The organism is Chondromyces apiculatus DSM 436 (assembly GCF_000601485.1).
Taxonomy (GTDB): domain Bacteria; phylum Myxococcota_A; class Polyangia; order Polyangiales; family Polyangiaceae; genus Chondromyces; species Chondromyces apiculatus.
Map to the genome: position 1 here is coordinate 1 of NZ_ASRX01000079.1, position 23999 is coordinate 23999.

General features: G+C 71.3%; 18 protein-coding genes. 7 read left to right on the forward strand and 11 right to left on the reverse strand.

From position 1 onward, the window contains the following. Positions 1 to 494: 494 nt before the first annotated feature. From CAP_RS55345 to CAP_RS35645, 5 genes are all read right to left on the reverse strand, one after another. A complete protein-coding gene (locus CAP_RS55345) occupies positions 495 to 1826 on the reverse strand; it encodes a PGRS family protein (RefSeq protein WP_269324941.1) in 1332 nt (443 codons plus the stop codon). 679 nt (positions 1827 to 2505) lie between these two features. Next, entirely contained in the window at positions 2506 to 3000 is a 495-nt protein-coding gene (locus tag CAP_RS35630; protein ID WP_063748799.1) for a Uma2 family endonuclease, read from the reverse strand. A 1003-nt stretch (positions 3001 to 4003) separates the two neighbouring features. Next, positions 4004 to 4603: a Uma2 family endonuclease gene (locus tag CAP_RS35635; protein ID WP_044249169.1), complete on the reverse strand. Its 600-nt coding sequence runs from the start codon at positions 4601 to 4603 to the stop codon at positions 4004 to 4006. Between the two features lie 109 nt (positions 4604 to 4712). Then, complete coding sequence (locus CAP_RS49170) at positions 4713 to 5150, reverse strand: hypothetical protein (RefSeq protein WP_052376578.1); 438 nt, start codon at positions 5148 to 5150, stop codon at positions 4713 to 4715. 153 nt (positions 5151 to 5303) lie between these two features. Next, positions 5304 to 6557: a LamG-like jellyroll fold domain-containing protein gene (locus CAP_RS35645; RefSeq protein WP_156041445.1), complete on the reverse strand. Its 1254-nt coding sequence runs from the start codon at positions 6555 to 6557 to the stop codon at positions 5304 to 5306. A 406-nt stretch (positions 6558 to 6963) separates the two neighbouring features. Here CAP_RS35645 and CAP_RS35650 point away from each other — a divergent pair, with 406 nt between their 5' ends. The 3 genes from CAP_RS35650 (at position 6964) to CAP_RS35660 (ending at position 9766) form a co-directional block, all read left to right on the forward strand. Then, complete coding sequence (locus CAP_RS35650; protein WP_156041446.1) at positions 6964 to 7797, forward strand: hypothetical protein; 834 nt, start codon at positions 6964 to 6966, stop codon at positions 7795 to 7797. A gap of 110 nt (positions 7798 to 7907) precedes the next feature. Next, complete coding sequence (locus CAP_RS35655) at positions 7908 to 8762, forward strand: ABC transporter permease subunit (RefSeq protein ID WP_044249175.1); 855 nt, start codon at positions 7908 to 7910, stop codon at positions 8760 to 8762. Next, positions 8762 to 9766, forward strand: coding sequence for an ABC transporter ATP-binding protein (locus CAP_RS35660; RefSeq protein ID WP_081865601.1), 1005 nt, complete (start codon positions 8762 to 8764; stop codon positions 9764 to 9766). Before CAP_RS35655 ends, CAP_RS35660 begins: the two co-directional genes overlap by 1 nt. 50 nt (positions 9767 to 9816) lie before the next feature. On the opposite strand, the gene CAP_RS35665 is transcribed toward CAP_RS35660, so the two are convergent. After that, complete coding sequence (locus CAP_RS35665; protein ID WP_044249176.1) at positions 9817 to 10854, reverse strand: 1,4-dihydroxy-2-naphthoyl-CoA synthase; 1038 nt, start codon at positions 10852 to 10854, stop codon at positions 9817 to 9819. 240 nt (positions 10855 to 11094) lie between these two features. On the opposite strand from CAP_RS35665, the gene CAP_RS35670 reads away from it, so the two are divergent. Continuing rightward, entirely contained in the window at positions 11095 to 12246 is a 1152-nt protein-coding gene (locus CAP_RS35670) for a hypothetical protein (RefSeq protein WP_197041499.1), read from the forward strand. Positions 12247 to 12393: 147 nt separating this feature from the next. On the opposite strand, the gene gloA is transcribed toward CAP_RS35670, so the two are convergent. Both gloA and greB read right to left on the reverse strand, forming a co-directional pair. Next, complete coding sequence (gene gloA / locus CAP_RS35675; protein ID WP_044249178.1) at positions 12394 to 12795, reverse strand: lactoylglutathione lyase; 402 nt, start codon at positions 12793 to 12795, stop codon at positions 12394 to 12396. Further along, positions 12792 to 13436, reverse strand: coding sequence for a transcription elongation factor GreB (gene greB / locus CAP_RS35680; RefSeq protein ID WP_081865602.1), 645 nt, complete (start codon positions 13434 to 13436; stop codon positions 12792 to 12794). The genes gloA and greB overlap by 4 nt, the downstream gene beginning before the upstream one ends. Positions 13437 to 13630: 194 nt before the next feature. Between greB and udk the strand changes: the two genes are divergently transcribed. Continuing rightward, complete coding sequence (gene udk / locus CAP_RS35685) at positions 13631 to 14296, forward strand: uridine kinase (protein ID WP_044249180.1); 666 nt, start codon at positions 13631 to 13633, stop codon at positions 14294 to 14296. Positions 14297 to 14415: 119 nt separating this feature from the next. Then, complete coding sequence (locus tag CAP_RS35690; protein WP_044249183.1) at positions 14416 to 16278, forward strand: acyl-CoA dehydrogenase; 1863 nt, start codon at positions 14416 to 14418, stop codon at positions 16276 to 16278. A 323-nt stretch (positions 16279 to 16601) separates the two neighbouring features. Here CAP_RS35690 and CAP_RS35695 read toward each other — a convergent pair whose 3' ends face one another. Continuing rightward, a complete protein-coding gene (locus tag CAP_RS35695) occupies positions 16602 to 17090 on the reverse strand; it encodes a hypothetical protein (RefSeq protein WP_044249242.1) in 489 nt (162 codons plus the stop codon). Positions 17091 to 17159: 69 nt separating this feature from the next. Here CAP_RS35695 and CAP_RS35700 point away from each other — a divergent pair, with 69 nt between their 5' ends. Continuing rightward, positions 17160 to 18926: a M61 metallopeptidase family protein gene (locus CAP_RS35700; RefSeq protein WP_156041447.1), complete on the forward strand. Its 1767-nt coding sequence runs from the start codon at positions 17160 to 17162 to the stop codon at positions 18924 to 18926. A gap of 162 nt (positions 18927 to 19088) precedes the next feature. On the opposite strand, the gene CAP_RS35705 is transcribed toward CAP_RS35700, so the two are convergent. Beyond that, entirely contained in the window at positions 19089 to 20030 is a 942-nt protein-coding gene (locus CAP_RS35705; RefSeq protein ID WP_081865603.1) for a lysophospholipid acyltransferase family protein, read from the reverse strand. A 69-nt stretch (positions 20031 to 20099) separates the two neighbouring features. After that, the gene (locus CAP_RS35710; RefSeq protein ID WP_044249186.1) at positions 20100 to 23999 is read right to left on the reverse strand and encodes a serine/threonine-protein kinase; all 3900 of its coding nucleotides are present in this window, start codon (positions 23997 to 23999) and stop codon (positions 20100 to 20102) included.

Consider the following 23999-nt stretch of genomic DNA (forward strand, 5'->3'; position numbering starts at 1 on the left):
TTCCTCCTCCGCCTCCCTGCGCGGCACCACCCAAACCTCCACCGCCCGTGGGCGCGTTCCGGTCGACTCTCTCGAAATCTCCTAGCCCGTTGATGGCATTGCAACTCGCACCCATCAGGACCATCACGCCAATCCACGGTGCATGTACATCGCGCCTTCGCTCGACACGCTTCATCGTTCCTCCTACCCCGGACCTCACGCGGCCATGACCGCGCATCGCACTTCCCTGGCTCGTCTCCACGTCAGCGCGGCGCCCGCCGCGGTGCGGCGACAGGCGAGCAATGCGGCTGTTCTGAGGGAGGATGACGACATCCACGACCCAGACGACCCTGGGGAAGCAAGCGGTGCTCGCCAGGTAGGCAGCAACAGTCCGTAGCCCCGCGGGTCGCATGCCCGACACGTAACGCAGCACTACCGGCGCGGCCCCCGAAACTCACCCCTCGATGACCTCTGCGGCGACCGCCACCGCTCCCGCATTGCCTCCGCAGCCCTTGCTACCGCGGCGGAACCCCCAGCGTATCAGCCCGGACCCCATCCTCCCCGGCGCTTCCAGGCACGCTCGGCTCACCCCCCAGCCCACCCTTCCCCGCCTCGCCGGTGCGGATGGCCGCGTCCTGCAGCGGACTCGCGCCGAACGGGAACAGGATCCCGAGCGACGGCCCTCCTGCACCGCCGCCACCATGGCCACCCTTTCCCCCCGCCCCACCGCTGCCACCCCCGCATCCAAGCGGTGATCCGTTGACGCGCGCCCCCGCCACACCGCCGATTCCCCCTGGCCCCCCTTCCTGGCCAGGTCCGCCATCCCCGCCGTCGCCGCCGCGGCCTGTGCTGATCGAGGTCGCGCGGAGGGTGACGTCGCCTCCGAGCGTGAGCACGCCGAGGCTGGCCCCCCCGGCGCCTCCGGCCTTGCCACCCGCGCCCCCGCAGCCGCCTGCGCCGCCGCCTCCCCCGCTCGCCCCGCCCAGCGCAGCGCCGCAGAAGGGTGCCCCTGCGCGTGCACCACCGCCTCCGCCGCCTCCCTGGCCGGGTCGCCCTGCGCTGCCGTCCTCCCCAGCGGGACCGCTCCAGCCCAGCTCCGAGATGCCCCACGTGTGGACCGCGCCCTGGCCGTGCGCCCCTGGATCCCCATCGGCGCCAAACATGCCGTGCCCGCACGACATCCCGGTGCTCCAGCCCGCGCCCCCAAGCCCGTCCCCCGCCGGATTCATGTAAGGCTCCGGCGTTCCTCTCGTCCCTGGGCCCCCCACGTCCACCCCGCCGATGCCGCCCGTACCTCCGGCGGAGGTGTAGCCATGACACACCGAGAGCGCGCCTGCGCCGCCTGACACCGTCGTGGCGCTGCACGCAGGGGCTCCGGGAGCGCCTGGAGCTCCGGCGGACGCCGAGACGCTCCCTCCTGAGTTGCCTTTGACGCCGTGGGCTCCGTCGCCTGCGCGCAGGTCGCTGCGAAGGATGTCGGCCGCGGCGCTCGTCTCGACGAGGACTGCGATGGAGGAGCCACCCGCCTGCACCGCGGATGCGGCCTCCGCGCGCACGTCCGCGATCGTCGCCCTGCCCGACCCAGCCACCACCCGCAACGGGATCAGGCCCGGCACGGGGACGATCGCGGTCTTCGCGTCCTCCCCCACGTACGCCCAGCTTCGGGTGCAGTCGAGCCCACCCCAGACCTCCAGCCCTGCAGGGAGCGAGACGGCCTCGGCGAAGGTCTCGGCGCAGGCGTAGAGGCGCTGTGGCCCGGATCGCGCGACCTGGATGGCCACCGCCATCGTCCGCAGCGGGGCGTCGCGGGTGCCTGCATGGCCGTCGTCACCGAGGCTGCTGCTCACGAAGATGCCGGGGCAGTCGGCCCTGATGCCTCCGACCGCGGGGTCGCAGGAGGGCACCTCTTCCTCAGGCAATGCGGGGCGCAGGTAAGCGTGTCCTCGCACAGCTCCGCATAGCACCCTGAGAGACCCCAGAGGAGCGCGAAACCAACGAGAACAGACGACTTCTGGAGCATCTCGACCCTCCGTGCAGCCGCCGTGGTGAATGCTTGCAACCATGCTCCCACCGGCGGCAACGCGGTGAGCCTACCACGCAAAATCGTTGTGGATGGTCGGGAGGCGCCTCATCAATTCGTCCTGCAAAAGCGAGAAACCAGAACGCATCCCAACGATGCAGCGCCGTACGTTCACACGAGCTGGGATAGTCGTGGCTTCGGCGCTGGACAGGTTCCGGAAGCGCACGCCCGGATCACCACCACGTCCCGCCCTCCCACCGTCCTCCCCCGCTTCCCCGCCGTAGCGCAGGCACAGATCCAGCCGTCCGCTTCCGATCGCGTACTCCCGCTCCACCACCCCGCCTCGATCCGGGCGAGCTTCCTGCGATCATCGGCGCCACGATCGCCCGCACCCGCGGCTCTCGCAGCCGCTCGGCAAGGCTGTCGAGGTGGGTGTCCTGCCGTGCCACCAGCACCTTCCGCGCCCGCTCCAGAAGGCCTTCAGGGACGGTCCTGCTGGCCCTCTCCTACTGGTCCCCTGCTTGGCCGTCTTCTTTCATTCCCCGCCAGTGGACGGGATCCAGAACGCCGACAGTTCCAGCGCGACAGCCTCGAAGGGAAGCCTTGGCGTACACCGGCATCTTCCGGAACCTGTCGTGCGTCGCGGTGGAGGGGCTGAGCACTTCGCACACCCCGTCTGGTGGGAGGGTGAAGAAGGGGGCGTCCGGGACCTCGGGCATGCGTTCGCGGCGCCAGCCGGCGATGTCCGGGATGAGCACGTCCTCGCCGAGGTGCAGCTCCGGCTCGCCCAGGATGTGCCAGCCGCCCGGCCCGGCGCGCCCTCGGCTGAAGGAGGTGATCAGGTCCGCGCCGAGGTAGGACGCCGCCTTGGTGTGCCGTCCCGCTGGCCGCGGGAACGTGTGGAGCACGCCGGGGATGATCTCGGCGACCAGGTGCTCCGGCACGGCTTCGAGGTCGGCGTAGGTGGCGGGGCGCTGCGGCTTTTCAGGAGGAGGCCCCATCCTGCGCGGCAGGGTAGCGCGGGTACCTCGGAGGGGGCAGCGGGCCGAAGCTCCTCCCAGGGTGGGGTGGTCGGCCGGTCAGGAGGCTCACGGAACGGAGTGCCAGCGCTCGGAGGCGTGGAAGGGGTGCTGTCGGTTGCCGACACAGCCATGTCCGCCGCGGGAGAAGGTGGGGAGGTTTTCGCCGGCCACCTGTTCCCGCGGTGGAAGAGGTGCGGGGGGTGAGCCACGGTGCCTCCTCCCGCCGTGGAAGGGGTACGGGAGGTCCCCCCCCACCCTTGGCCGCGGCGGAACACGTGCGGGGGGCGACCGACCCACCCTCTCCGGCCGTGGAACAGGTGCGGGAGGTTCCCCGCGGAAGGTCGATTCCCTCGGAAAAAGGTCCGTCGGTCGACGCCTCCCGCACTGGTTTCGCCGTGGACAAGGTGCGGGAGGTGGCTGCCCACCCCTCTCCCGCCGTGGACAAGGTGCGGGAGGCGCCCCCGCCCCCTTGCCCGCGGCGGAACAAGGGCGGGAGGCGATCGACCGCACCCCTTCCACGCAATTCCGTGGTCGCCCCCGAAACCGACCGCACCCCTTCCACGCAATTCCGTGGTCGCCCAGGAAACCGACGGCACCCTTTCCCCCCGCGCCCACGGCCGTTCCGGAAACCGACGGCACCCCTTCCCCCCGCGCCCACGGCCGCTCCGGAAACCGACCACACCCCTTCCCCCCGCGCCCACGGCCGTCCCGGGAACCGACCGCACCCCTTCCACCCGAGCCCGTGCCCGCTCCAGGAACCGACCGCACCCCTTCCCCCCGCGCCCACGGCCGCCCTGGAAACCGACCACACCCTATCGGTGGGAAGACAGCGTTCCCAAGCGGACCAGCAACAGCCCTCTCATGCACGCGCCAGTGGCTCCGTGAAGCGACCGCACCCTTTCCACGGAGGTGCTGGCTGGGGCCTCGAACGTCGTCCGCCCTCTCCCGCCGGGCGACGGCAGCGCCAGGCGCCGCGGTCGGCTCAGCCCTCGTCGACGCCGAACAGCGTGCCCACCGCGATCTCGATCGCCTCGAAGGGCTCGGCACGCACCCGCTCTTCCCGCGAGGCGCTGAGCCGCAGCAGGTAGCCCTCCGCCGTCCAGCGATACACCTTCAGCGTCTCGTCGCGCGGGTCCAGCAGCCAGTAGTGGGCGACCTCGGCCCGGTGATACCCCCACATCTTCTTCACCGTGTCGGTTGAAGCATTGGAGGGTGAAAGCACCTCGCAGACCCAGTCGGGGCAGGTGGTGATGGGCACCTCGGCGGGCAGCGCAGCGAGCCGCTCCCGTCGCCACCCGGCCGCATCGGGCCGGTACACTTGCCCGGGACCGAACTGGATGAGCGTCTCGGTGGCGAACCACCATCCACCTGGCTTGTTGGGCGGCCCTCCGGAAGACCGCCTTCCGAAAGGGCCTCCCAGAGATACGCCCACATTCCACTGCACACCCCCGTGACGCCCCGAGGCAGCCTCCTTGCGAACCAGCTCTCCGTCGAGGATTTCGTACCGTTCTTCCTCCGGCAGCGCGAGCAACTCCTCCACGGTGGCAAACTTGCCAGGGAGCTTTCGGCCAGGGTGACTCACATGAGTTAATCTACCAAGATACTCATCCGAGTTAATCTACCAAGATACTCATCCGAGTTAATCTACCAATAAGGAGCGCCCCTCGCTGCCGCTCCGCTGCTCCGCGGCCCTACCGCACCGGCTCGATCACCACCCCGCCGACGTACCCCTCTGCCGCCTTGCACGGCACCCCGCGCACCCAGCAGAGGGTCTCTCGCCGCTCCTGCGCCGTGTCCCGGTATCTCACCCGCAAGCCGCCGCCCGCCCCGCCGTTGTCGAACCAGAGCGCGCGTCCTCCTTCGTCGGTGGCCTCGTGCAGGCAGAGGGCACAGAGGAGGCGGGGGTATCTCGGCGAGGGCCACACGGCGTCGCCGCAGGTCGGGCAGCGCTGATCGCCGTCGGGCACGTGGCCACCGTCGGCGCACACGAGCCGGGCGCCGTGGCTCGCCACCGAGAATGCCTGCGGACCGAACAGGGCGATGCTGGTCCCGTCCTCCAGGGTGATGTGCATGCGCTCCGGGCTGGTGATGACGAGCTGTCCGGCCCTCGCGGCGGGCAGCGCGTCCACGGCCTCCTTCAGCGCAGGCTTCTGCGTGGCGCCCGCCGCTCTCCACCGCTCACCGCCGGCGCTCCGTCATCACCCCTGTCCTCACGGCGCATCGTCGTTCGTCCGTCGCCCCCGACCTCACGGCGCATCGTCGTTCGTCCGTCGCCCCCGACCTCACGGCGCGTCGTCGTTCGCCAGCAGCACCAGGGCGTTGCTCTTGATCTCTCCTGCGGTGAGCACCCGGGTGTAGATCGCGGCGTAGTGGATGGTCCCCGCGGGCGAGTGCATGCCCTGGAAGCGGTTCCCGAGCGCGAGGTAGGTGCTCGTCGCCACGCTCACCCGTGCGTTCTGGGCCGGGATGCCGCCGAGGGGGTTGCCGTTGCCGCTCGTGGAGAGGGTGCCGTTGCGGTAGAACCTCCGGCGGTTGGCCCCGACGGGGAGCGTGGTGTCGAGGACGACGTGCAGCACCACGCGGCCGATGTCCTTGAGCACCTGGGGGTCCTTGCCGACGAAGATGTCGTTCATGCGGAGCTGGATGCGGCCGACGTCGTCGAACACCAGCGCGAGGGCGTCGACGCCTTCGCTCCCGACGAGGCGGCCGATGCTGAGGATGCGGTTGAACTCCTCGGTGTTCGCGATGTCGACGACCGCTTCCAGGGTGAGCTGTTGCGCGTCGTCGAGGGACCCGCGGATCTTGTTGTCGGGGGTGTTGAGGCTGGCCCAGGCGAGGGCGGTGCTCTTCTCGGTGAGCCAGCGGAGGCCGCGCCGGCCGGGGTTGCTCTCCACAAACTCGGCCGTGCTGGCGTAGCTGATGGCGAGCGGCAGCGGGTCGGGGGCGGCGTCCTCCAGCGCGCCAGGGGTCTGGCCGGAGGCGGCTTCGTTGACCAGGTAGCGGACCAGCAGGGCGTCGTCGACGAGCATGGTGCCGCCGCAGTCGTCGTCGACGAGGGGGCTCGACCCGTCCTCCTCGGGGGCAGGGAGGACTTCGGCGCCTTCGCAGGCGCTCCAGGTACCGTTGCTGCCGTCGCTGCCGTCGCTGCCGTCGCCGACGCAGGTGCGCAGGGGGGCCTTGCAGGCGCCCACGCCGAGGGTGCCGGGAGGGCCGGAGTAGGCGCAGTCCATCACCTCGCCCGGGGTGCATTCGCCGACGCTGCCTGCGCCGCTGCCGCCAGCGCCGCCCTGGCCCGCGCCGCCCGTCCCGGAGGCGGCGCCGGTGCCAGGGTCGCCGCCGCTCCCGGGTCCGGCGGTGGAGGTCACCTCGAAGGCGTCGAGGCCGGTGAGGGCGCTGCACCCCGTGCCGAGCACGATCCCGACGAGGAGCGCGTGCAGGGCGTGATGTCCGGGTGCACGCGCCCCGGCCCCCCGCTCTCCGCGAGAGGCCGGCGTGTCGCCTGCACGCTGCCCCGAGCCGCGCTCCATGGACGGCATGTTACCATCGGTCTCCTCCACGCGAACCACGGCGCGCGCGTCTTCGCCCGCAAACCACGGCACGCGCGCTGCGGCACGCCACCACCCGGCCATCAGACTGGATGTTTCCCATGCCCCGAGTGGGCGAGGGCCACGCGCGGGCATCGGGCTGGATCGCCTCGGCGGACAGGGCACGCGGGTCGTGATGAGGTGCGTCGACGGGGTGGCGGTCGGGGCCGCGGTCGGCGCGGTAGGGTGCAGGTGCGCTCGTTGCTTGCTCGGCGCGGGAGGTCAGCGTGTCTCCGGCGTGCTGACCCGAGCCGCGCTTCATGCGCTGCGTGCGCTGCGTGATACCATCGCCACCCGCAGTACGATCTGGCCGCCCGATCTGCGACGCGCGGGGCGGCATGCAGACTGGATGGATCCCATGACCCGAGCGAGCAACTCTCTGCCGCGTCTCGCCGACGCTTGCCTCAGCACGTCCTGTCTCACGATCCTCGCGGTCCTCGTCGGCCTGGGGGCCGCGGGGTGTGGAGCGTCGCACGCGGCTGCGCCGATGGCGCGCGGGGCGGACAACGCGCCCACGGAGGGGGCGACGCTCGTGCAGTTCGAGGCGCGCAGCGGCGAGACCTGGTCGCTCCGGCGCGCGGATGACAGCGTGGTGTGCAGGCTGCCCTGCAGGTACTGGGTGCGGCCTTCGAGCGACCTCACGGTGCGCCTCGATCGCTACGATATGGCGGAGTACACGAACACCACGTACATCGTCCCGGCGTACCTGCCCGCCAACCAGGACGAGGTGGTGAACATCAGCGTCGACCGCACGCATGGCCTCGGGAGCGTGGGGAAGTACGTCGCGGCGCCCACGGGGGCGATCTTCAGCCTCATGGGGGGAGGCTTCCTCGGCATCAGCATCGCGGCCCTGGCCACGGGGTCCAAGAACATCACGACGAACGTGGAGGGGAGCGTGAACGTGGCGGACGGCGACACCGGGAGCGTCGGCGTCAAGGCAGGATCGAGCACGGAAGGCGTCGCCGCGTCGGTCTCCGGGATCGCGATCGGCACGGTGGCGCTGACGCTCGGGGTGCTCTGCTGGGTGTGGTTCGCCCACGACAAGGAGGGCACCCTGGAAATCGACGTCGCGCCCGGGTCACCAGCGCCGCCGCCGCGCGCCAGGGTGCGCATCCTTCCCACCGGCGTCGCCGTGGAGACCGAGAGCACGCGGGGGGTCATCACCCCGGTCGGCGCCCACTTCACGTTCTGAGGCGTGGGCGTCGCGTCGCCCGGTCGGCCCCACTTCACGTTCTGAGTCCGGCCTCTGCTTTCCTGCTTTCGGCCTTTCTGCTCGCCCTCGCCTGGCGTAGGGAGGGGGCCATGTTCGCGCTTCGCGAGATCGGGCTCGTGGCTCTGCGGGAGGTGCGACGCAACCTCCGGAGCAAGAAGGGAGTGGCGATGTCGCTCCTCTTCCTCACGGGGGGCGCCATCCCCACCATGATTCAGCTCTTCTTCCGGAAGCTCCAGACGGACGCCGGGGGGGCTTCGCTGACGCTGAACGGGCCCGAGGATCCGACGCGGCCCATGCGCAGGATGATGCTGGCCCGGGCGTACAGCGAGGAGATCGCCGATTACCTCGTCGATTGCCCGACGGTGCTCCTGTTCCTGCTCAAGGGGACGCTGTTCTTCCTGCCGCTCCTGATCCTGCTCATCGGGTTCGATCAGATCGCGGGGGAGGTGCAGCACCGGAGCTTGCGGTACGTGGCGGGGCGGGCGCACCGCACCTCGATCGTGGTGGGCAAGGCGGCAGGGACCTGGGTGGTGGTGGCGTCGATGGCGCTCATCCTCCACGCCACGGTGTGGATCGCGATGATCGCGCGGTCGGAGGCGCCGGCCGGGGACGTGCTGTCGTGGGGGGGGCGCCTCTGGCTCTTCTGCGTGGCGCAGGGGGTGGCATACGTGGGGCTGACGACGCTCGTGAGCTCGTTCTTCCGGACGCCGACGCTGGCGCTGTTCACGGGGCTCGGGATGATGGTCGCGCTCTCGATCACCAACTTCATCCTGGGGCTCATCGAGGCGACAAAGATGCTCACCTGGGCGTTCCCGGGGACGTACGAGGATCTGCTGATCTCGCCGGATCCGCTGGTCGTGGCCCGGGGGATCGGGCTGTTCGTGCTGTGGGGCGGGGTCTGCGTGGCGCTCGCGTCGGCGATCACCAGCCGGAGGGACGTCTGATGGGTCGCGAGGGACAGGGGGCAGAAGACACCATCGCGGACCCGCACGCGAGCGACGCGCGCGACGCGCGAGACGTTCACGAAGCGGCGATCGCGCTGCGGGGGGTGACGAAGCAGTTCGGCGCGGTGACGGCGGTGAAGAACGTCTCGTTCGAGGTGCCGAGCGGGAGCGTGTTCGGGCTGATCGGGCCGAACGGGGCGGGCAAGACCACCACCTTCTCGATGATGGCCGGCTACCTGGCGCCGAGCGCGGGGGAGCTTTCGCTGCTCGATCGGGCGCCCCGCGACGTGGACGCGCTGCGGGGGAAGGTGGGGGTGCTGCCGCAGGACGCGCTGCTGCCGCCCGCGGAGCTGGTGGGCGAGTACCTGGTGTTCCTCGCGCAGCTCCAGGGGATGACCCGCGCGAAGGCCACGGCGTCGGCGCGGGCGACGCTGGCGGAGGTGGAGGGGTTGGACTGGTGGAAGGTGCGCTGCGGGACGCTGTCGCACGGGATGGCGAAGCGGGTGGGGCTGGCGCAGGCGTTCCTGGGGGAGCCGCGGGTGGTGCTGCTCGACGAGCCGACGGCGGGGCTGGATCCGCGGGTCGCGTACGGGGTGCGGCGGATCATCGGAGCGCGCAAGGGGCGGTGCACGCTGGTGATCAGCAGCCACAACCTCCAGGAGCTGGAGGAGATCTGCGACTACGCGGCGATCCTCGATCGGGGGAGCCTGATCACGCACGGGGCGATGGCCGAGCTCACGGCGTCGACGTCGGAGCTGCGCATCGAGCTGGCGCAGGGGCCGGTGCCGGAGGACGCGGTGCGCGCGATCGAGGGGGTGAAGGCGGTGGCCGTCGACTTCAACACCCGGGAGATGACGGTGACCTTCGACCGGGCCGTGGCCGACGCGGAGGAGATGATCCGCCGGGCCTGCGGGGTGCTCTACCACCACCAGGCGCGCATCAGCGCGATCAGCAAGGGGCGGCGGCTGGAGCAGCGGGTGATGGAGCTGACCGACCGGGGCTGAGGCGCTCGCGTCCCGGCGGGGCGAGGGGACGCGCGTCCCCTCGTCGCGCCTCAGTAGTGCCAGGGGAATTTCTCGAAATCCGGACGGCGCTTCTCCAGAAAGGCGTCGCGGCCCTCCTGGGCTTCGTCGGTGCCGTAGGCGAGGCGGGTGGCTTCGCCAGCGAAGAGCTGCTGGCCGAGCAGGCCGTCGTCGGGGAGGTTGAAGCCGTACTTGAGCATGCGCATGGCCGTCGGGCTCTTGCCGTTGATGATGCCGGCCCAGCGGAGGGCTTCTTCTTCCAGCTCGGCGTGGGGGACGGAGGCGTTGATGGCGCCCATGGCCGCGGCCTGGTCGGCGGTGTAGTCGAAGCCGAGGAAGAAGATCTCGCGGGCCTTCTTCTGGCCGACCTGGCGGGCGAGGAGCGCGGAGCCGTAGCCGCTGTCGAAGCTGGCGACGTCAGGGTCGGTCTGCTTGAAGCGGGCATGCTCGCGGCTGGCGAGGGTGAGGTCGCAGACGACGTGCAGGCTGTGGCCTCCGCCCGCGGCCCAGCCAGGGACGACGGCGATGACGACCTTGGGCATGAAGCGGATCAGGCGCTGCACTTCGAGGATGTGCAGGCGGCCGAGGCGGCCGGCGTCGATGCGGGCGCGGGCGGCGGCGACCGAGTCGCGGTGGGCCTGGGCAGGGTCGGCGGGCTCCGCGCTGGTGTCCGCGCGGGTGCTGGAGGCGGTGGCGTCAGCGCTCGTGCCGGGCTTCGTGGCGGCGTCGCTCGCGCCGGAGGCGGGGTCGTCAGCGCGCTCGTACTTGTACCCGTCCTTGCCGCGGATGCGCTGGTCGCCGCCGGAGCAGAAGGCCCAGCCGCCGTCCTTCGGGGAGGGGCCGTTGCCGGTGATGAGGACGCAGCCGATGTCCGCGGTGGTGCGGGCGTGATCGAGGGCGGTGTACAGCTCGTCGACGGTGCGGGGGCGGAAGGCGTTGCGCACCTCGGGGCGGTTGAAGGCGACGCGGACCGTGCCCTGGTCGAGGGCGCGGTGGTAGGTGATGTCCTCGAACGCAAAGCCCTCGACCTCGCGCCAGCGCGCGGGATTGAAGATCGCAGAGACGGTCATGGGTCCTCCTCGCCACGGACGTGGGCCGGGCGCGGCGATCTACCCCCGGGAGGCGTCCGTGGACAAGCCGACGACCGCGAGGTGCGCGCGCGGAGGCCTGTGGCGTGAGCAAGGTGGCGGGCTGGATCGCAAAGGCAACGCAGCCTGCCTGGGTACGCGGATCCGTCGGCGCAGGCGGCACGGCCCCTTGAACACCTGAGCACCGTCTGGCACCCTGCGCGCCCTTCGGAGACCCCCCCTATGGCTCGACCTGCAAAAGCTCAGTCCGCCCCTTCTTCCACCATCTCTCCCGCCGCTGCGTTCGCCGCGTACGGCCGCGTGGAGGAGAAGTTGCTCGCGCTCACGCCCGAGGATCTCGTCACGGTGTACGTGGAGGTGCCGCGCGCGGTGAACGCGGTGCTCTCGGCGCTGCCGCACCTGCGGGGGATGCGGGAGGAGATCGTCCGGAACCTGCCGAACCACCCGATCGAGGCGCTCGATCAGCTCGAGGATTACGCGCTCGCCGCCTGGTACGCGGACCTGCTCTACACGACGCCGGGCGCCGAGGTGGATCCCAAGAAGCTCTCGGAGGAGGCGCACGCGCTGCGCGAGGGGCTCCTCGTGGCCGCCGAGGCGCTCGCCTACCGGAACCTGCTCGACGCGAAGCGGGTGGGTGAGATCCGCAAGGGCCTCGGTCAGTCCGAGGTGGGGGCCGATCTGTCGGCGCTCGTGGAGGTGTTCCGGGCGGGGTGGGACAAGGTGAAGGCGAAGACGGCGGTGGAAGAGGCGGAACTCGACAGGGCCCGCGATCTCGGGGTGCGCCTGGTGATGATGGGGGGCCAGGGCGGCAAGGACGCGGTGGCGCCGAAGATCACCGACGCGGCAGAGCGGCGGTCGAGGGCGATCAGCCTGGTGGCGAAGTCGTACGAGGAGTGCCGGCGCGCGGCGGCGTACCTGCGGTGGCACGAGGGCGGTGACGGGGAGCTGGCGCCGTCGCTCCTGCAGAAGCCGCGGGGGCGCAAGCCGAAGGGCGCCGAGGGCGCCGGTGACGCGAGCGCTGAAGGTGCCGGCGACGCGAGCGCTGAGGGCGCAGGCGACGCGAGCGCTGAGGGCGCAGGCGACGCGAGCGCTGAGGGCGCCGAGGGCGTCGCGCCCGAGGGGGAGTCCGAGAAGAACGTGGAAGGCGAGAAGGGCGAGCGCGCAGCCGTGGCGCCCCCCGCGGCAGACAAGGCCGAGGGCGAGAAGAAGGCCGACAAGGCTGACAAGGGAGCCAGGAAGGCCGACAAGGCCGACAAGGGCGAGAAGGTTGAGAAGGCCGACAAGGCCCTCGCCGACAGGCCCTCGTCCGCCGGCAAGACCGAGGCCGAGAAGGACGCCGACGCGACCCAGGGTCAGCTCCGCCTCGGCGGCTGATCTCGGGAGGGCGTCTCACCGCGGCGCGACGCCCTGCCCAGGGGCACAGCGCGCTGGCCATCAAGAGCGGGTCGCGGGGAGCGGAGCCCCGTCGGGAGTCACTCCCGGCGGGGCGAGGGGACGTGAGTTCCCTCGTGGCGACTCAGCTCACTTGCGCTCGGAGCGGCTCTTTTCGTCGATCAGCTCCACCTTGTAGCCGTCGGGATCCTCGACGAAGGCGATGACCGTGGTGCCATGCTTCATGGGGCCAGGCTCGCGGGTGATCTTGCCGCCAGCCTGACGGATGCGGTCGCAGGCGCCGTAGATGTCGTCGACGCCAAGGGCGATGTGGCCGTAAGCAGTGCCCAGCTCGTACTTGTCGACACCCCAGTTGTGGGTCAGCTCGATCTCGGCCTGCTCGGGGTTCCTGCCGTAGCCGAGGAAGCAGAGGGTGAACTTGCCCTCGGGGTAGTCCTTGCGGGAGATGAGCTCCATGCCGAGGACGTCGCGGTAGAAGGTGATGGAGCGATCGAGATCGCCCACGCGGAGCATGGTGTGGAGAAGTCTCATCGTGCGTCTTCCTCGGCGTGGTGGCGGTCTTCGGTGTCTTCGGTGTCGTCGGCGTCGTCGGCGTCGTCGGCGTCGTCGGCGTCGTCGGCGTCGCGGTCTGCGTCTTCGGGATCAGGCTCGGGGAGCGGCGGGGGCTTCAGCTCGTGGGGCCTCGGGGGGAGCGGCTGGGGCAGGTAACGGACGGCGAGGATCTCGATCTCCATGTCGCCGACGGGGCGGGTGACCACCACCACGTCACCCTTGGTCTTGCCGAGCAAGGCGCGGCCCACGGGAGAGCGCCAGCTTATCTTGCCGGTCTTGCTGTCCGTCTCGTCCTCGCCGACGATCTGGTAGGTGCGGCGCACGCCCGTCTCGTCCTCGACGTCGATGGTGGCGCCAAAGAAGACCTTGTCGCCGCGGTGCTGGCCAGGATCGACGAGCATCGCAGACTCCAGGCGCTTCGTGAGATAGCGCATGCGGCGGTCAATCTCGCGCAGCTTGCGCTTGCCGTAGATGTACTCGGCGTTCTCGGAGCGGTCCCCCTGGGCGGCCGCGTCGGCGACCTCCTGGACGGTGCGGGGGCGGTCGACGGAGCGAAGGCGCCCAAGCTCCTCGGAGAGGCGGCGGGCGCCGACTGGGGTGATGTAGTTGGGGTTCGCCAAGGTACTGCGTACCCTAACTCAGGGGCCTGTCGGCCCCTACGCTCCCGTTGGTCGCTACCCGCGTTTCCTCGGCAGATTGTGGTTCAAAGGAATGACCGGAGGGAGCTGGAGGGCGGGGTCACAACGCACCAGGACGGGCGCTGCGTCGAATCCATCACCCGCGCAGGCGATGGGTCTGCTAAGGAGCCGCTTCCATGAGCGCGCTGGTGGTCGGGATCGCCGGGGGGACAGGCTCGGGAAAGACGACTGTTGCCAGGACGATCGCCGCGACGTTGCCCGGCTCGGGCGTGTCGATGGTCGAGTTCGATGCGTACTACCGGGACCGGGAGGACCTGAGCCCCGAGGAGCGGGCGCAGGTGAATTACGATCACCCGGACGCGCTGGAGATCGAGCTGCTCCTGGAGCACGTGGACGCACTCCGCAAAGGGAGGGCGATCGACATGCCGATCTACGACTTCAAGGCGCACCGGCGGCACACGGAGACGAAGCGCGTGGAGCCAGCACCGGTGGTGGTGGTCGAGGGGATCCTGGTGCTGGTCGACCCCCGGGTGCGCGAGCGGCTCGACATGAAGATCTTCGTCGATACCGACGCGGACATCCGGGTGTTCCGGCGCATCCGGCGCGACATGGAGCAGCGCGGGCGCAGCTTCGAGTCGATCCGCGAGCAGTACTACCGGACGGTGCGGCCCATGCACCTGCAGTTCGTGGAGCCCTCGAAGCGCTGGGCCGACCTGATCATCCCCGAGGGCGGGAACAACCGCGTGGCCCTGGACCTCATCGTGGCCAAGCTGCGGAGCGTGCTCGAGGCCGCCGAAGCAGCAGGCCAGGGCAGCCAGGGCACCGAAGAAGTTCGCAGTTGATACTTTCGCACAGCAAGTGATTGACGCGCCGCAGCAGCATGCTAGGCGATACTACTGAACCCGCGTGTTATGCCGCCGCGGTGATTCCGGCGGTCCGCCCCGACGCGGCTGGAGGCCCCATGTCCAACGCCCCGAACTTGCAACAGAACCGATACAAGGCTGATCTCCGCGAGGTGCGCTTCCTCCTGTTCGAGCAGTTCAAGCTCGATCAGATCCTCGGCCAGGGGCCGTTCGAGGCCTGGGGGCCGGACGAAGTGCAGATGGTCGTCGACGAGGCGTACAAGTTCTCGTGCGAGGTGCTCGGGCCGCTGAACGCGGTGGGCGACCGGACGGGGTGTCGCCTCGAAGGTGGGCAGGTGTACACGCCGCCCGGCTTCAAGGAGGCCTGGAACAAGCTCTACGAGGCGGGGTGGATGGCGGTGTCGGCCGAGCCGGAATACGGCGGGCAGGGCGGCCCCTTCACGCTGCACATCACGATCCAGGAGTTCATGTCGGGCGCGAACTCGGCGTTCATCATGTACCCGGGGCTCGCGTTCGGCGCCGCGGAGGTGATCCAGCTCTTCGGCACCGACGCGCAGAAGGAGCACTACCTGCGCACCATGTACGGCGGCAAGTGGGGCGGGACGATGTGCCTGACCGAGCCGCAGGCGGGCTCGGACGTGGGCTCGTCGCGGACCACGGCGAAGAAGCTGCCCGACGGCAAGTACGCCATCCGCGGGACGAAGATCTTCATCTCCGGCGGGGACCACGACTGCGCCGAGAACATCGTGCACCTCGTCCTGGCCCGCGTGGACAACGCGCCCGCCGGTACCAAGGGGCTGAGCCTGTTCATCGTGCCCAAGGTGCGCACCAACGCGGACGGGTCGCTCGGCGAGGCGAACGACGTCACCGTGGGCGCCATCGAGCACAAGATGGGGATCAACGGCTCGGCGACCTGCGTGCTGAACTTCGGCGAGAACGACGGGTGCGTCGGCGAGCTGGTGGGCACCGTCGAGAACCAGGGCATGTCCCAGATGTTCCGGATGATGAACGGGGCGCGCATCTCCGTCGGCCTGCAAGGCGTGGCGGTGGCGTCGGCGGCCTACCTGAACGCGCTGGAGTACGCGCGGGACCGCAAGCAGGGGCCGTCGATCAACAACTGGAAGGACGCGACGGCGCCGCGCGTGGCCATCGTGGAGCACCCGGACGTGCGGCGGATGCTGCTCGACATGAAGAGCCGGGTGGAAGGCATCCGGGCGCTGATCATCAAGCTGACCCGGCACTTCGACATGACGCGGGTGCTGCAGGGCAAGGACGACGAGCAGGCGCTCTACCACCAGGGGCAGGTGGACCTGCTCGTGCCCCTCGTGAAGGCCTACGGGTCGGACCAGGGCTTCCGGGTGTGCGAGACGGCGATCCAGACCTACGGGGGCGCCGGCTACATCAAGGACTACCCGGTCGAGCAGTACTGCCGCGACGCGAAGGTGTTCTCCATCTACGAGGGGACGAACCACATCCAGGCGATGGACCTCGTGGGCCGGAAGCTCGGGCAGCGCGGCGGGGCGAACCTGCAGGGCTTCCTCGGCGACGTGGCGGCGTTCGTGAAGGCGAACGAGAAGCACCCGGTGCTCGGCAAGGCCGTGAAGGAGCTGGGCGAGGCGCAGGAGGCGGTGGCCGGGACGGCGATGCGGCTCCTCGGGTGGTTCCAGATGGGCAAGATGCCGATGGTGCCGCTCTCGGCGAACCGCTTCCTGGAGATGATGAGCGAGACGGCCGTGGCGTGGCTCCTGCTCGACGCGGCGAAGATCGCGCTCGACGCGCAGGAGAAGCTGCCGGCCGGCGACGAGTCCGCGTCCGAGCGGGCGTTCTACGAGGGCAAAAAGCACACGGCGCTGTACTACGCGCTCAACGTGCTGCCCCACGTGCGGCTGAGCGCGGAGATCCTGGGGCGCGAGGACAGCTCGGCGCTCGAGATCTCGACGGAGTCGTTCGCCACGGTCTGAACCCCGCAGACTGAGCCCCCGCAAAGGGCCCCTCGGAGCCACGCTCCGGAGCACGGGGCCCTCCCCTCCCCTTCACCTTCGACACCCCCTCCGGCCACCAGGTAGAGCGCATCCGCCGCGAGGGGTGAATCCTGATCGCCTGGAGCACCGACAGGGCGTGAGCCCTTCTCCATGCGGCCACAGGCATTGTCCGTTTCCCGAGGCGACGGGCGTCAGGCCCGGAGCGGCAGCGCGCTCTGGAAACCGCGGGTGGATCGCGGAGTGGGGGGCCCCGACGAGCTTTGCTCGGCGGGGGGCGGGGGCGCGAGCCCCTGCCGTGGGAATCAAACGGGGACGATGAGGTGGGTGGCGAGGTCGCGGATGGCGATGGGGAGGTCGGTGTTGCGCGAGATGGTGAGGATCTCGGCGCGAAGCTCGCGCAGCTCGGTGGTGCGGATCCAGACCAGGGCGAGGCGGGTGAGGTAGGGGAAGTCGCGCGCGAGCACGGCGCGGACGATGGGGACGGCGGGGAAGGAGAAGAGGATCTCCTCGGCAGGGAGGCCGGCGGCGGCGGCGGTCTCTTCGAGCGTGTCGTCGAACTCCTGGCGCTTGGTCTCGACGACCTCGTAGAAGGTGTGGGCCTGCTCGGGGGCGTAGCGGCGCGGGGGATCGCCGTTGTCGGGCACGAGGATCCAGGTGGCGGTGGCGTCGAGGCCGACGCGCGCGCCGGATTCGACGGTGACGAGCGGCAGGTAACGGCCACCCTCCATGGGCTCGCCGCCGCCAGCGTCGAGGAGCGCCTGGAGCTGGGTGGCGAGGGTGCTGCTTTCCATGGCCGGCATGATGGCACAGGGCAGGCCGACGCGGTTGACAGCAGGGGCAGGCCGGGCCACGCACGGGGGGTGGCGGCGGGTGCCCAGCAGGAGCGGTGGAGGCGCTGGGCGCCGCTCGGGATGGCGGTGGTGGTCGCCACGGGGAGCGCCGGGAGCGCGGGATGCACGGGGTGCGCGGGATGCCGAAGCAGCGGCGAGCACGCCGGGGAGGCCGCTGACGGGCGGGAGACGGCCAGCGCGCGCGAGGCGGCGCCAGGGCTGACGCTGGAGCTGACGCCGCGGCCGGAGCGGAAGGATCTGCTGGTCGAGCTGCGGGTGGGCCAGGAGGCCGCCGCGAAGGTGAAGGAGCTGTACGCGAGCCGGTCCTGGGCCGATACGCACGGGGCCGACGCGATCGATGCGATCGACGTGCGGGACGCGCGGGGGGAGCTGTCGCTGGATCCGCCGAAGGAGGGGTCGCGGGAGCGGGTGTACACGCTGGACCGGACGCCGGTGGGCGAGCTGCTGGTGCGGTTCACGGCGCGGCCCTCGGAGTCGCACCTGGGGCTGCGGGTGGAGTCGGACCGGGTGACGGGGGTGGGCTACGGGTTCCTGCTGCTGCCGCGGCTGGAGGAGACGATGCCGCTCCGGCTGCGCTGGAACCTGGCCGCGCTGGGGCCGAAGGCGCTGGCGGCAAGCTCGCTCGGGGAAGGCGACGCGGTGGTGGAGGCGCGGAGCGAGGCGCTGGCGCGGTCCTTCTACGTGGCCGGGTCGCTGAACAGCGCGCGCGCGGGGGATCAGCGGATCTACACGCTCGGCGCGCCCTCGCTGGCGCCCCGGGAGATCCTGAGCTGGGCCGGCAGGGCGCGGACGGTGACGGAGGCGCGGCTCCACCGGAAAGGCACGCAGGCCGTGGGCGGCGCGCCCGAGGGGGGACGCGCGCCAGACGAGGGCAACGCCGAGGAGGGGGCAGAGCCGCTGTCGATCTTCCTGGTGGGCGAGCCAGGGCTCGGGCGCGATCACGACGGGGCCTTCCTCGGGGGGTCGCTGGGGGTGTGGTTCGACGGGACGCGGTCGTTCGACGGGGGGATGCGGATCGCGCTGACACACGAGATCGCGCACCGCTACCTGGGGGGCGAGCTTGCAGTGGTGAACGCGGAAGGCGAGCCCGCGGCGTGGTTCGTGGAGGGGTTCACGGTGCACTATGCGCGGCGGCTGCTGTTCGATGCGGGGATGATCAGCGCGGCGGAGTTCGCGGCGGATCTGAACCGGATCGAGGAGGAGGCGCTGGGGGCGCGGCGGCAAGGGCGAGAGCCCTACCGGCTGGGGTCACGCTACGCGGCGCTGCTCGATTACCGGCTGCGGCGCGCCTCCCGAGGGGCACGGTCACTCGACGATCTGCTGGCAGGTCTCGGCCACGAGGCGCCCGTGCCCGAGAGCACCTTCCGGGAGGCCGTGGCAGGGGCACTCGGGGAAGAAGGGGCCGCGGAACTCGACACGCTGGTGCTGAAGCGCGAGGGCGAGGTGGAGATCGATCTGCCCTCGGGCGCCTTCGGGCCTTGCCTGCGGCGGGTGCGCGAGCAGCGGAAGCTGTTCGACGTGGGGTTCGACGTGGCCAGCCTGGCCTCCGGAAACGATGTGATCCGGGGCGTGGTGAAGGGTTCGGCCGCGGTGCGGGCAGGCCTGCACGATGGGCTGCTGGTGCTGCAGGTGCGCAAGCTGCCGAAGCCCGAGGACGGGCTGTCGACCGAGGTGGATCTGACCGTGACCGACCACCGGGGCGCCCGGAGGGTGCGCTACAGGCCCTGGGCCATCCACTCCGTCTTCCGCTGGAAGTCCCGGTACTGCGTCCTTTGAGTCCCACGGCAGGGGCACGCGCCCCCGCCGCCCCGCCGAGCAAAGCTCGTCGGGGCCCCACCACCCCGCGATCCACCCGAGCCTTCCACAGCGCTGTGCCGCTTCGGGCCTGACGCCCGTCGCCTCTGGAGGCGGGCGATGTTCCCCGGCCGCGTGCGTGGGTCAGGGGCGTCGGGTGGGCGCATCGTCGACGGCGCTGTCGTGGGCGAAGCCATCCTCCACGAAGTGGAACCACTGGGTGGGGTTGTCGCGGAGGAAGGTCTCCATGGCCGCGACCATGGTGGTGGCGGCGGCGTCTCGCTGGGCTTCGGTGGGGCGGCGCGGGAGCCAGATCGGCGGTGACGCGACGGCTTCGTAGTGGAGGAAGCCGAGGCGGCGGGTGAAGACGGGGAAGATCGGGGCACCGCTCAGGGCTGCGAGGGTGAGCGGTCCTTCCGGGCAGCGAAAGGGGGCGCCGAAGAGGGAGACCTCGCGGGCGCGAATGAGGGGCGGGGCGCGGTCGATCTGGAGGGCGACGACAGCGCCGCGGCGGAGGTGGGCGAGCAGGGGGAGGGCGTCGAGAGGGTCGTCACCGGCATGGACGACGGTGATGCCCGCGCGGGCCCGGGCTTCGTCCTGGAGGGCGCGGGCCGCAGGGTCGCGCTCGCGCTGCATGACGACGACGACGTCGGCCGGGTGGAGGTCGCGGAGGATCTGGCCGGCGAGGTCCCAGCCGCCGGTGTGGGCGGTGGCGAGGATGACGCCACGGCGAGGGGCAGCCGCGGCGTGGTAGTGCTCGGCGCCGAAAGCGCGGCTCTGGAGGGTGTAGCCGCGGCCGCTGGCGAGGAGGAGCGCCTCGGTGAGGCAGGAGGCGTAGGTCGAGAAGACGGCCGTGGCGTCGCGGAGGGCGGTGGCAGGGGGGCGAGGGCCGAGGATGCGCTGGAGGTTGCGCTCGACGAGGCGGCGCTTGTCGGGGAGGAGGGCGGCGAAGAGGGCGCCGATGGCCGGGGGGCTGTAGCGCACCCAGAAGTCGGGGCCGTGATGGACGCCCGCAAGGAGGGCCCGTCGCCAGAGGGCCGAGTCGGAGCGAAGGGCGGAGCGAAGCTGCTCGCGCAAGCCAGGCATATCCGGCGCGTTGTACCTCAAGCCGGAGGTGTCAACCACGCGTCCGCGCGGCAGCACGGGTTCAATGCCTCAAAACGGCGCGATGCGGGCGCTGGCGAGGGAGAGGGTCCTGGCGTTGTCGGGGACCTGGGAGAGGAAGCGGTCGCGCCAGCGGAGATCGCTGATCTTCGCGGCGCGGGAGAGGAGGTGCTCGCGCGCGGCGGCGAGGACCTCGGCGGCGTTGACAGCCTCGCCGTTCGCGTCCAGGGCCTCGGCGTAGGCGAGGCGAACCATGGCCTCGCCCTCTTCGAGGGAGCCGAGGGTCTGCAGCTCGGCGTGCGCCTCGCGCGCGAAGGTGAGCGCCTCGTCAGCGCGGCCCTGCGCGAGGAGGGCGCGGGAGAGGAGGGCGACGGCCGAGGCGCGCAGGGCGGGGGCTACCTTGAGGGTGTCGGCGGCGGCGCGGGCCTCGCGCTCGGCGGCGGTGAGATCCCCGGAGAGGAGCGCGATCTCGGCGAGGTAGACGCGCGAGGCGCCTTCGAGGCGGGCGGCGCCCTGCTGCTGGAAGGCGTCGACGGCGCGCTGTTCGAGCAGGCGCGCTTCTTCGAGGTTGCCGCGGTAGGCGAGCGCCTTGCCGAGGTTGTGGAGGACCGCCGTCTCCAGATCGTCGAGGCCCATGCGCGAGGCGGTGGTCAGCGCGGAGCGGAAGGTCTCCTCGGCGTGCTCGAAGTCGCCGAGCTCCGTGTAGATGAAGCCGAGGTTCGAGCGGATGTTGCAGGCGTTGCGCTGGTCGCCGGCCAGGTCGAAGGCGGCGAGGGACGCCTGGAACTCGCGGAGGCAAGCGCCCGGGTCCCCGGCGGCCGAGGCGCGGAAGGCGCGCATCTGGTGCAGCTCCGCCGCCACCTCGGGGTCGAGGTGGCCTTGCTCGGCCGTGGCCTGGTGGAGCCGGGTGATGAGGGCGTCGGCCTCGGCGTAGCGGCCGCCGAAGGTGAGGTAGGTGGCGCAGTTGCTCAGGCAGACCATCTGGGCGCGGCGGGCGTTGTCTCCGCCCGTCACCACGCTGGCGATGGAGGCCCAGCGGGCGACACGCTCGGTGGCCCCCAGGCGGCCCGCGGCGTTGGCAGCCTGCATGCCGGCCCGGAACCACGCGGCGGAGAGGGGCGGCAGGAGATCGGTGGCCTCGTTGGCCCGCTGCTCGGCGATGGCCAGCTCGCCGCGCCAGAGGTTGGCCTCGGCCTCGATGAGCCGGATGCTGCCGAGCTCGTGCCCCTCGGCGCCGCACTCGATGGCCCGGTTCGCGCGCTCCAGGGTGGCCCCGAGATCGTTGGCCTCCAGCGCCTGCTCGGCGGCGCGCTTGTACCAGCGCACGGAGCGCTCCGGCACGCCACCCCGACGGAAGTGCTCCGCCATGGTCATGGCGTCCGTGTAGCCCGTGCGCTCCAGCCATTCACCCGCGAGCCGGTGGCCGAGCTCCCGGTCATTGTCGGTGAGCATGGCATAGGCGGCCTCGCGGACGATGGCGTGGCGAAAGACGTATTCGTTGGCGACCGGGCCAGGGGTATTGATCGACGCAATCAGCTCGCGGGCCGCGAGCGCCTGGAGCACCGATTCCACCTCGCGGTTCTTGTTGTCACCGCCGAGCAGGGCGGCGACCCCCTGCTTCGAGAAGCGATCCCCGAAGACGCTCGCCGCGCGGAGCGCCCGCTTCGCCTCCGTCCCTTCGGCGTCGAGGCGCGCCTCCACGGTCCCGAGCACCGAGTCGGGCAGGCCATCCTCCTTGCCGGCAGCCACCGCGCGGATGAGCTCTTCGAGGTAGAAGGGGTTGCCGTCGGCGCGGTCGACGAGGCGGGCGACGACCTCGGGGGCGGTCTGTTCGCCCAGCACGCCGCGCACGAGCTTCTCGCTGGCGCGCGCGGGGAGCGGGCCGAGCTTGATGACCTGCACCTCGCGGTCGACCCAGAGCGACGGGAACTGCTGGTGAATCTCGGGACGGGCCAGCACGAGCAGCATCAGCGGCAGATCGTGCAGGTTGCGCAGGGTGGCGTCGATGAGGCGCACCGTGGCGGCGTCGCCCCAGTGCAGGTCTTCGAGCACCATGAGCACCGGCTGCGACGCGCACTCGGCCGCGAGCCAGTCTTCCCAGGCGGCGCGCGTGGCGTCGCTCATGAGCATGGCGTTCTCGCGGGCAGCGCGGAGGCCGCGCGCCTCGCCCTCCGGGAAGGGCGTGCCGACCACCTCACCGAGGAAGGCGGTGACCGTGGCGAGGGGCTGGCCTTCCAGGTGCCGTCCGAGGCGCGCCTTGAGCTTGCGCCGCCGCAGCTCCAGGGACTCCCCGTCCCGGATGCCCGCGGCCCTGCGGATGGCGTCGGCGACGATGCCGAACGGAGAGCCGGCGGCGACGGAGCTGGCGCGCCCGATCAGGATCTCCAGCGGATCGCTGATGCGCCGGGAGCGGGTGACGAACTCCTGACGCAGGCGGGATTTGCCGGCGCCCGCAGGGCCGGTGACCAGCACCGCGCTCGCGAGCGATTCCTGCACGCACCCGGAGAAGACCCCCTCCAGCGCGGCGAGCTCGCGGCTGCGGCCCACCCAGGGGCTCGGCCTGCCGAGGAGGAGAGGAAGCCCTTCGTCGGAGCTGCCTTCGCCCGAGATGTAGAGGCCTCCGCTCTCGCTGCTCACCTCGAACCGCGCGCCGAGCATGCCCGCGGTCACGTCGTCGACGCGCACCGCGCCCCCGAGCGTCGAGCGCAGCGCGCGCACGCCACGGTCGATGACGTCGCCCTCGATGAGCTTCGCCGAGGAGACGCCCCGGCCGGTGACGACGCAGACGGGGATGTGCCGGAAGCGCTCACGCAAGATCAGCGCACACTGCACGGCGCGCTCGGCGCGATCGACGGCGCTGCCCGGGCCGGACACCACGGCGACGAGCGAGCCGCGGACCAGCTCCACGAGGTGCGCGCCGCAGGAGCTCACGGCCTCGCGCACGTCGGCGGCGTCGAGCGCGCCGGGATCGATGCCGCGCGCGCTCCCGGCGTCCGGGTCGCCGGCCAGCACCAGGCTGACGAGGCGCGCCTCGCGGATGGTCAGGCTGTCCGGCACGCGCCCCGACGCCGGCGGGAGCGGCGCGGAGGCCAGCGTCCCGCGATCGTTGGGCATGGCCCACGCCGCGAGGGCCCCCTCGATCGCGTCGAGCGCGGCGCAAACCTCGTTCCCGTCGCGCGGCCTGTCGGCGGGCGTCTTGGCCATCATCCGCTCGATCAACCGCTCCAGCGGCTCGGGGATGTCCGGGCGCAGCTCGCGCACCCGGGGCGGCTCCTGGAAGAGCAGCTTCGCCAGCGCGGCCATCAGGTGTGCGCCCTCGAAGGCCGGCCTGCCGGCGATGCACTCGTAGAGCACACACCCGAGCGAGAACACGTCCGCCGGGGGCTCACGCGCCGGCTGGCCCTCCAGTTGCTCTGGGGCGATATAGCCAGGGGTCCCGAGAATGCCACCCGTGTACGTGAGCCGCTGCGTGTCGCCGTCCGGACGCGCGATGCCGAAGTCGACGATCTTCAGGCGGCGGACGTCTCCGGCGACGAGGAACAGGTTGGACGGCTTGATGTCGCGATGAACGATCCCGTTGTTGTGCGCGTAGCCGAGCGCCTCCGCGGCCTTGCGCAGCAAGGACAGACTCTCCAGAGGCGTGACGGCGCGACGGGCGAGGCGCGCGGCGAGATCCTCGCCTTCGAGCCATTCCATGGCCAGGTAGCGCTCACCCGCGGTGGTGGTGCCATGGGCGACGAAGTGAACGATGCTCGGGTGGTCCAGCTCGGAGAGAATCCGCGCCTCGCGCTCGAACCTGTCGACGTCGAGCGCATCCTGGCCGCGGAGGATCTTGAGGGCGACCGTCGATCCGTCGAGCAGGTCGCCGGCCCGAAACACCGTACCCATGCCCCCCGCGGCCGCCTGCCGTTCGATCGCGAAGCGGCCTGCGATGAGGGTGCCGGGTTCCAT

Excerpts from the sequence above, each read along its gene's own strand:
- CAP_RS35630 (WP_063748799.1), bottom strand. The coding sequence starts at position 3,000 with ATGGGGCCTCCTCCTGAAAAGCCGCAGCGCCCCGCCACCTACGCCGAC.
- CAP_RS35645 (WP_156041445.1), bottom strand. The coding sequence starts at position 6,557 with ATGCCGTCCATGGAGCGCGGCTCGGGGCAGCGTGCAGGCGACACGCCG.
- CAP_RS35650 (WP_156041446.1), top strand. The coding sequence starts at position 6,964 with ATGACCCGAGCGAGCAACTCTCTGCCGCGTCTCGCCGACGCTTGCCTC.
- CAP_RS35655 (WP_044249175.1), top strand. The coding sequence starts at position 7,908 with ATGTTCGCGCTTCGCGAGATCGGGCTCGTGGCTCTGCGGGAGGTGCGA.
- CAP_RS35660 (WP_081865601.1), top strand. The coding sequence starts at position 8,762 with ATGGGTCGCGAGGGACAGGGGGCAGAAGACACCATCGCGGACCCGCAC.
- CAP_RS35665 (WP_044249176.1), bottom strand. The coding sequence starts at position 10,854 with ATGACCGTCTCTGCGATCTTCAATCCCGCGCGCTGGCGCGAGGTCGAG.
- CAP_RS35670 (WP_197041499.1), top strand. The coding sequence starts at position 11,095 with ATGGCTCGACCTGCAAAAGCTCAGTCCGCCCCTTCTTCCACCATCTCT.
- gloA (WP_044249178.1), bottom strand. The coding sequence starts at position 12,795 with ATGAGACTTCTCCACACCATGCTCCGCGTGGGCGATCTCGATCGCTCC.
- udk (WP_044249180.1), top strand. The coding sequence starts at position 13,631 with ATGAGCGCGCTGGTGGTCGGGATCGCCGGGGGGACAGGCTCGGGAAAG.
- CAP_RS35690 (WP_044249183.1), top strand. The coding sequence starts at position 14,416 with ATGTCCAACGCCCCGAACTTGCAACAGAACCGATACAAGGCTGATCTC.
- CAP_RS35695 (WP_044249242.1), bottom strand. The coding sequence starts at position 17,090 with ATGGAAAGCAGCACCCTCGCCACCCAGCTCCAGGCGCTCCTCGACGCT.
- CAP_RS35705 (WP_081865603.1), bottom strand. The coding sequence starts at position 20,030 with ATGCCTGGCTTGCGCGAGCAGCTTCGCTCCGCCCTTCGCTCCGACTCG.
- CAP_RS35710 (WP_044249186.1), bottom strand. The coding sequence starts at position 23,999 with ATGGAACCCGGCACCCTCATCGCAGGCCGCTTCGCGATCGAACGGCAG.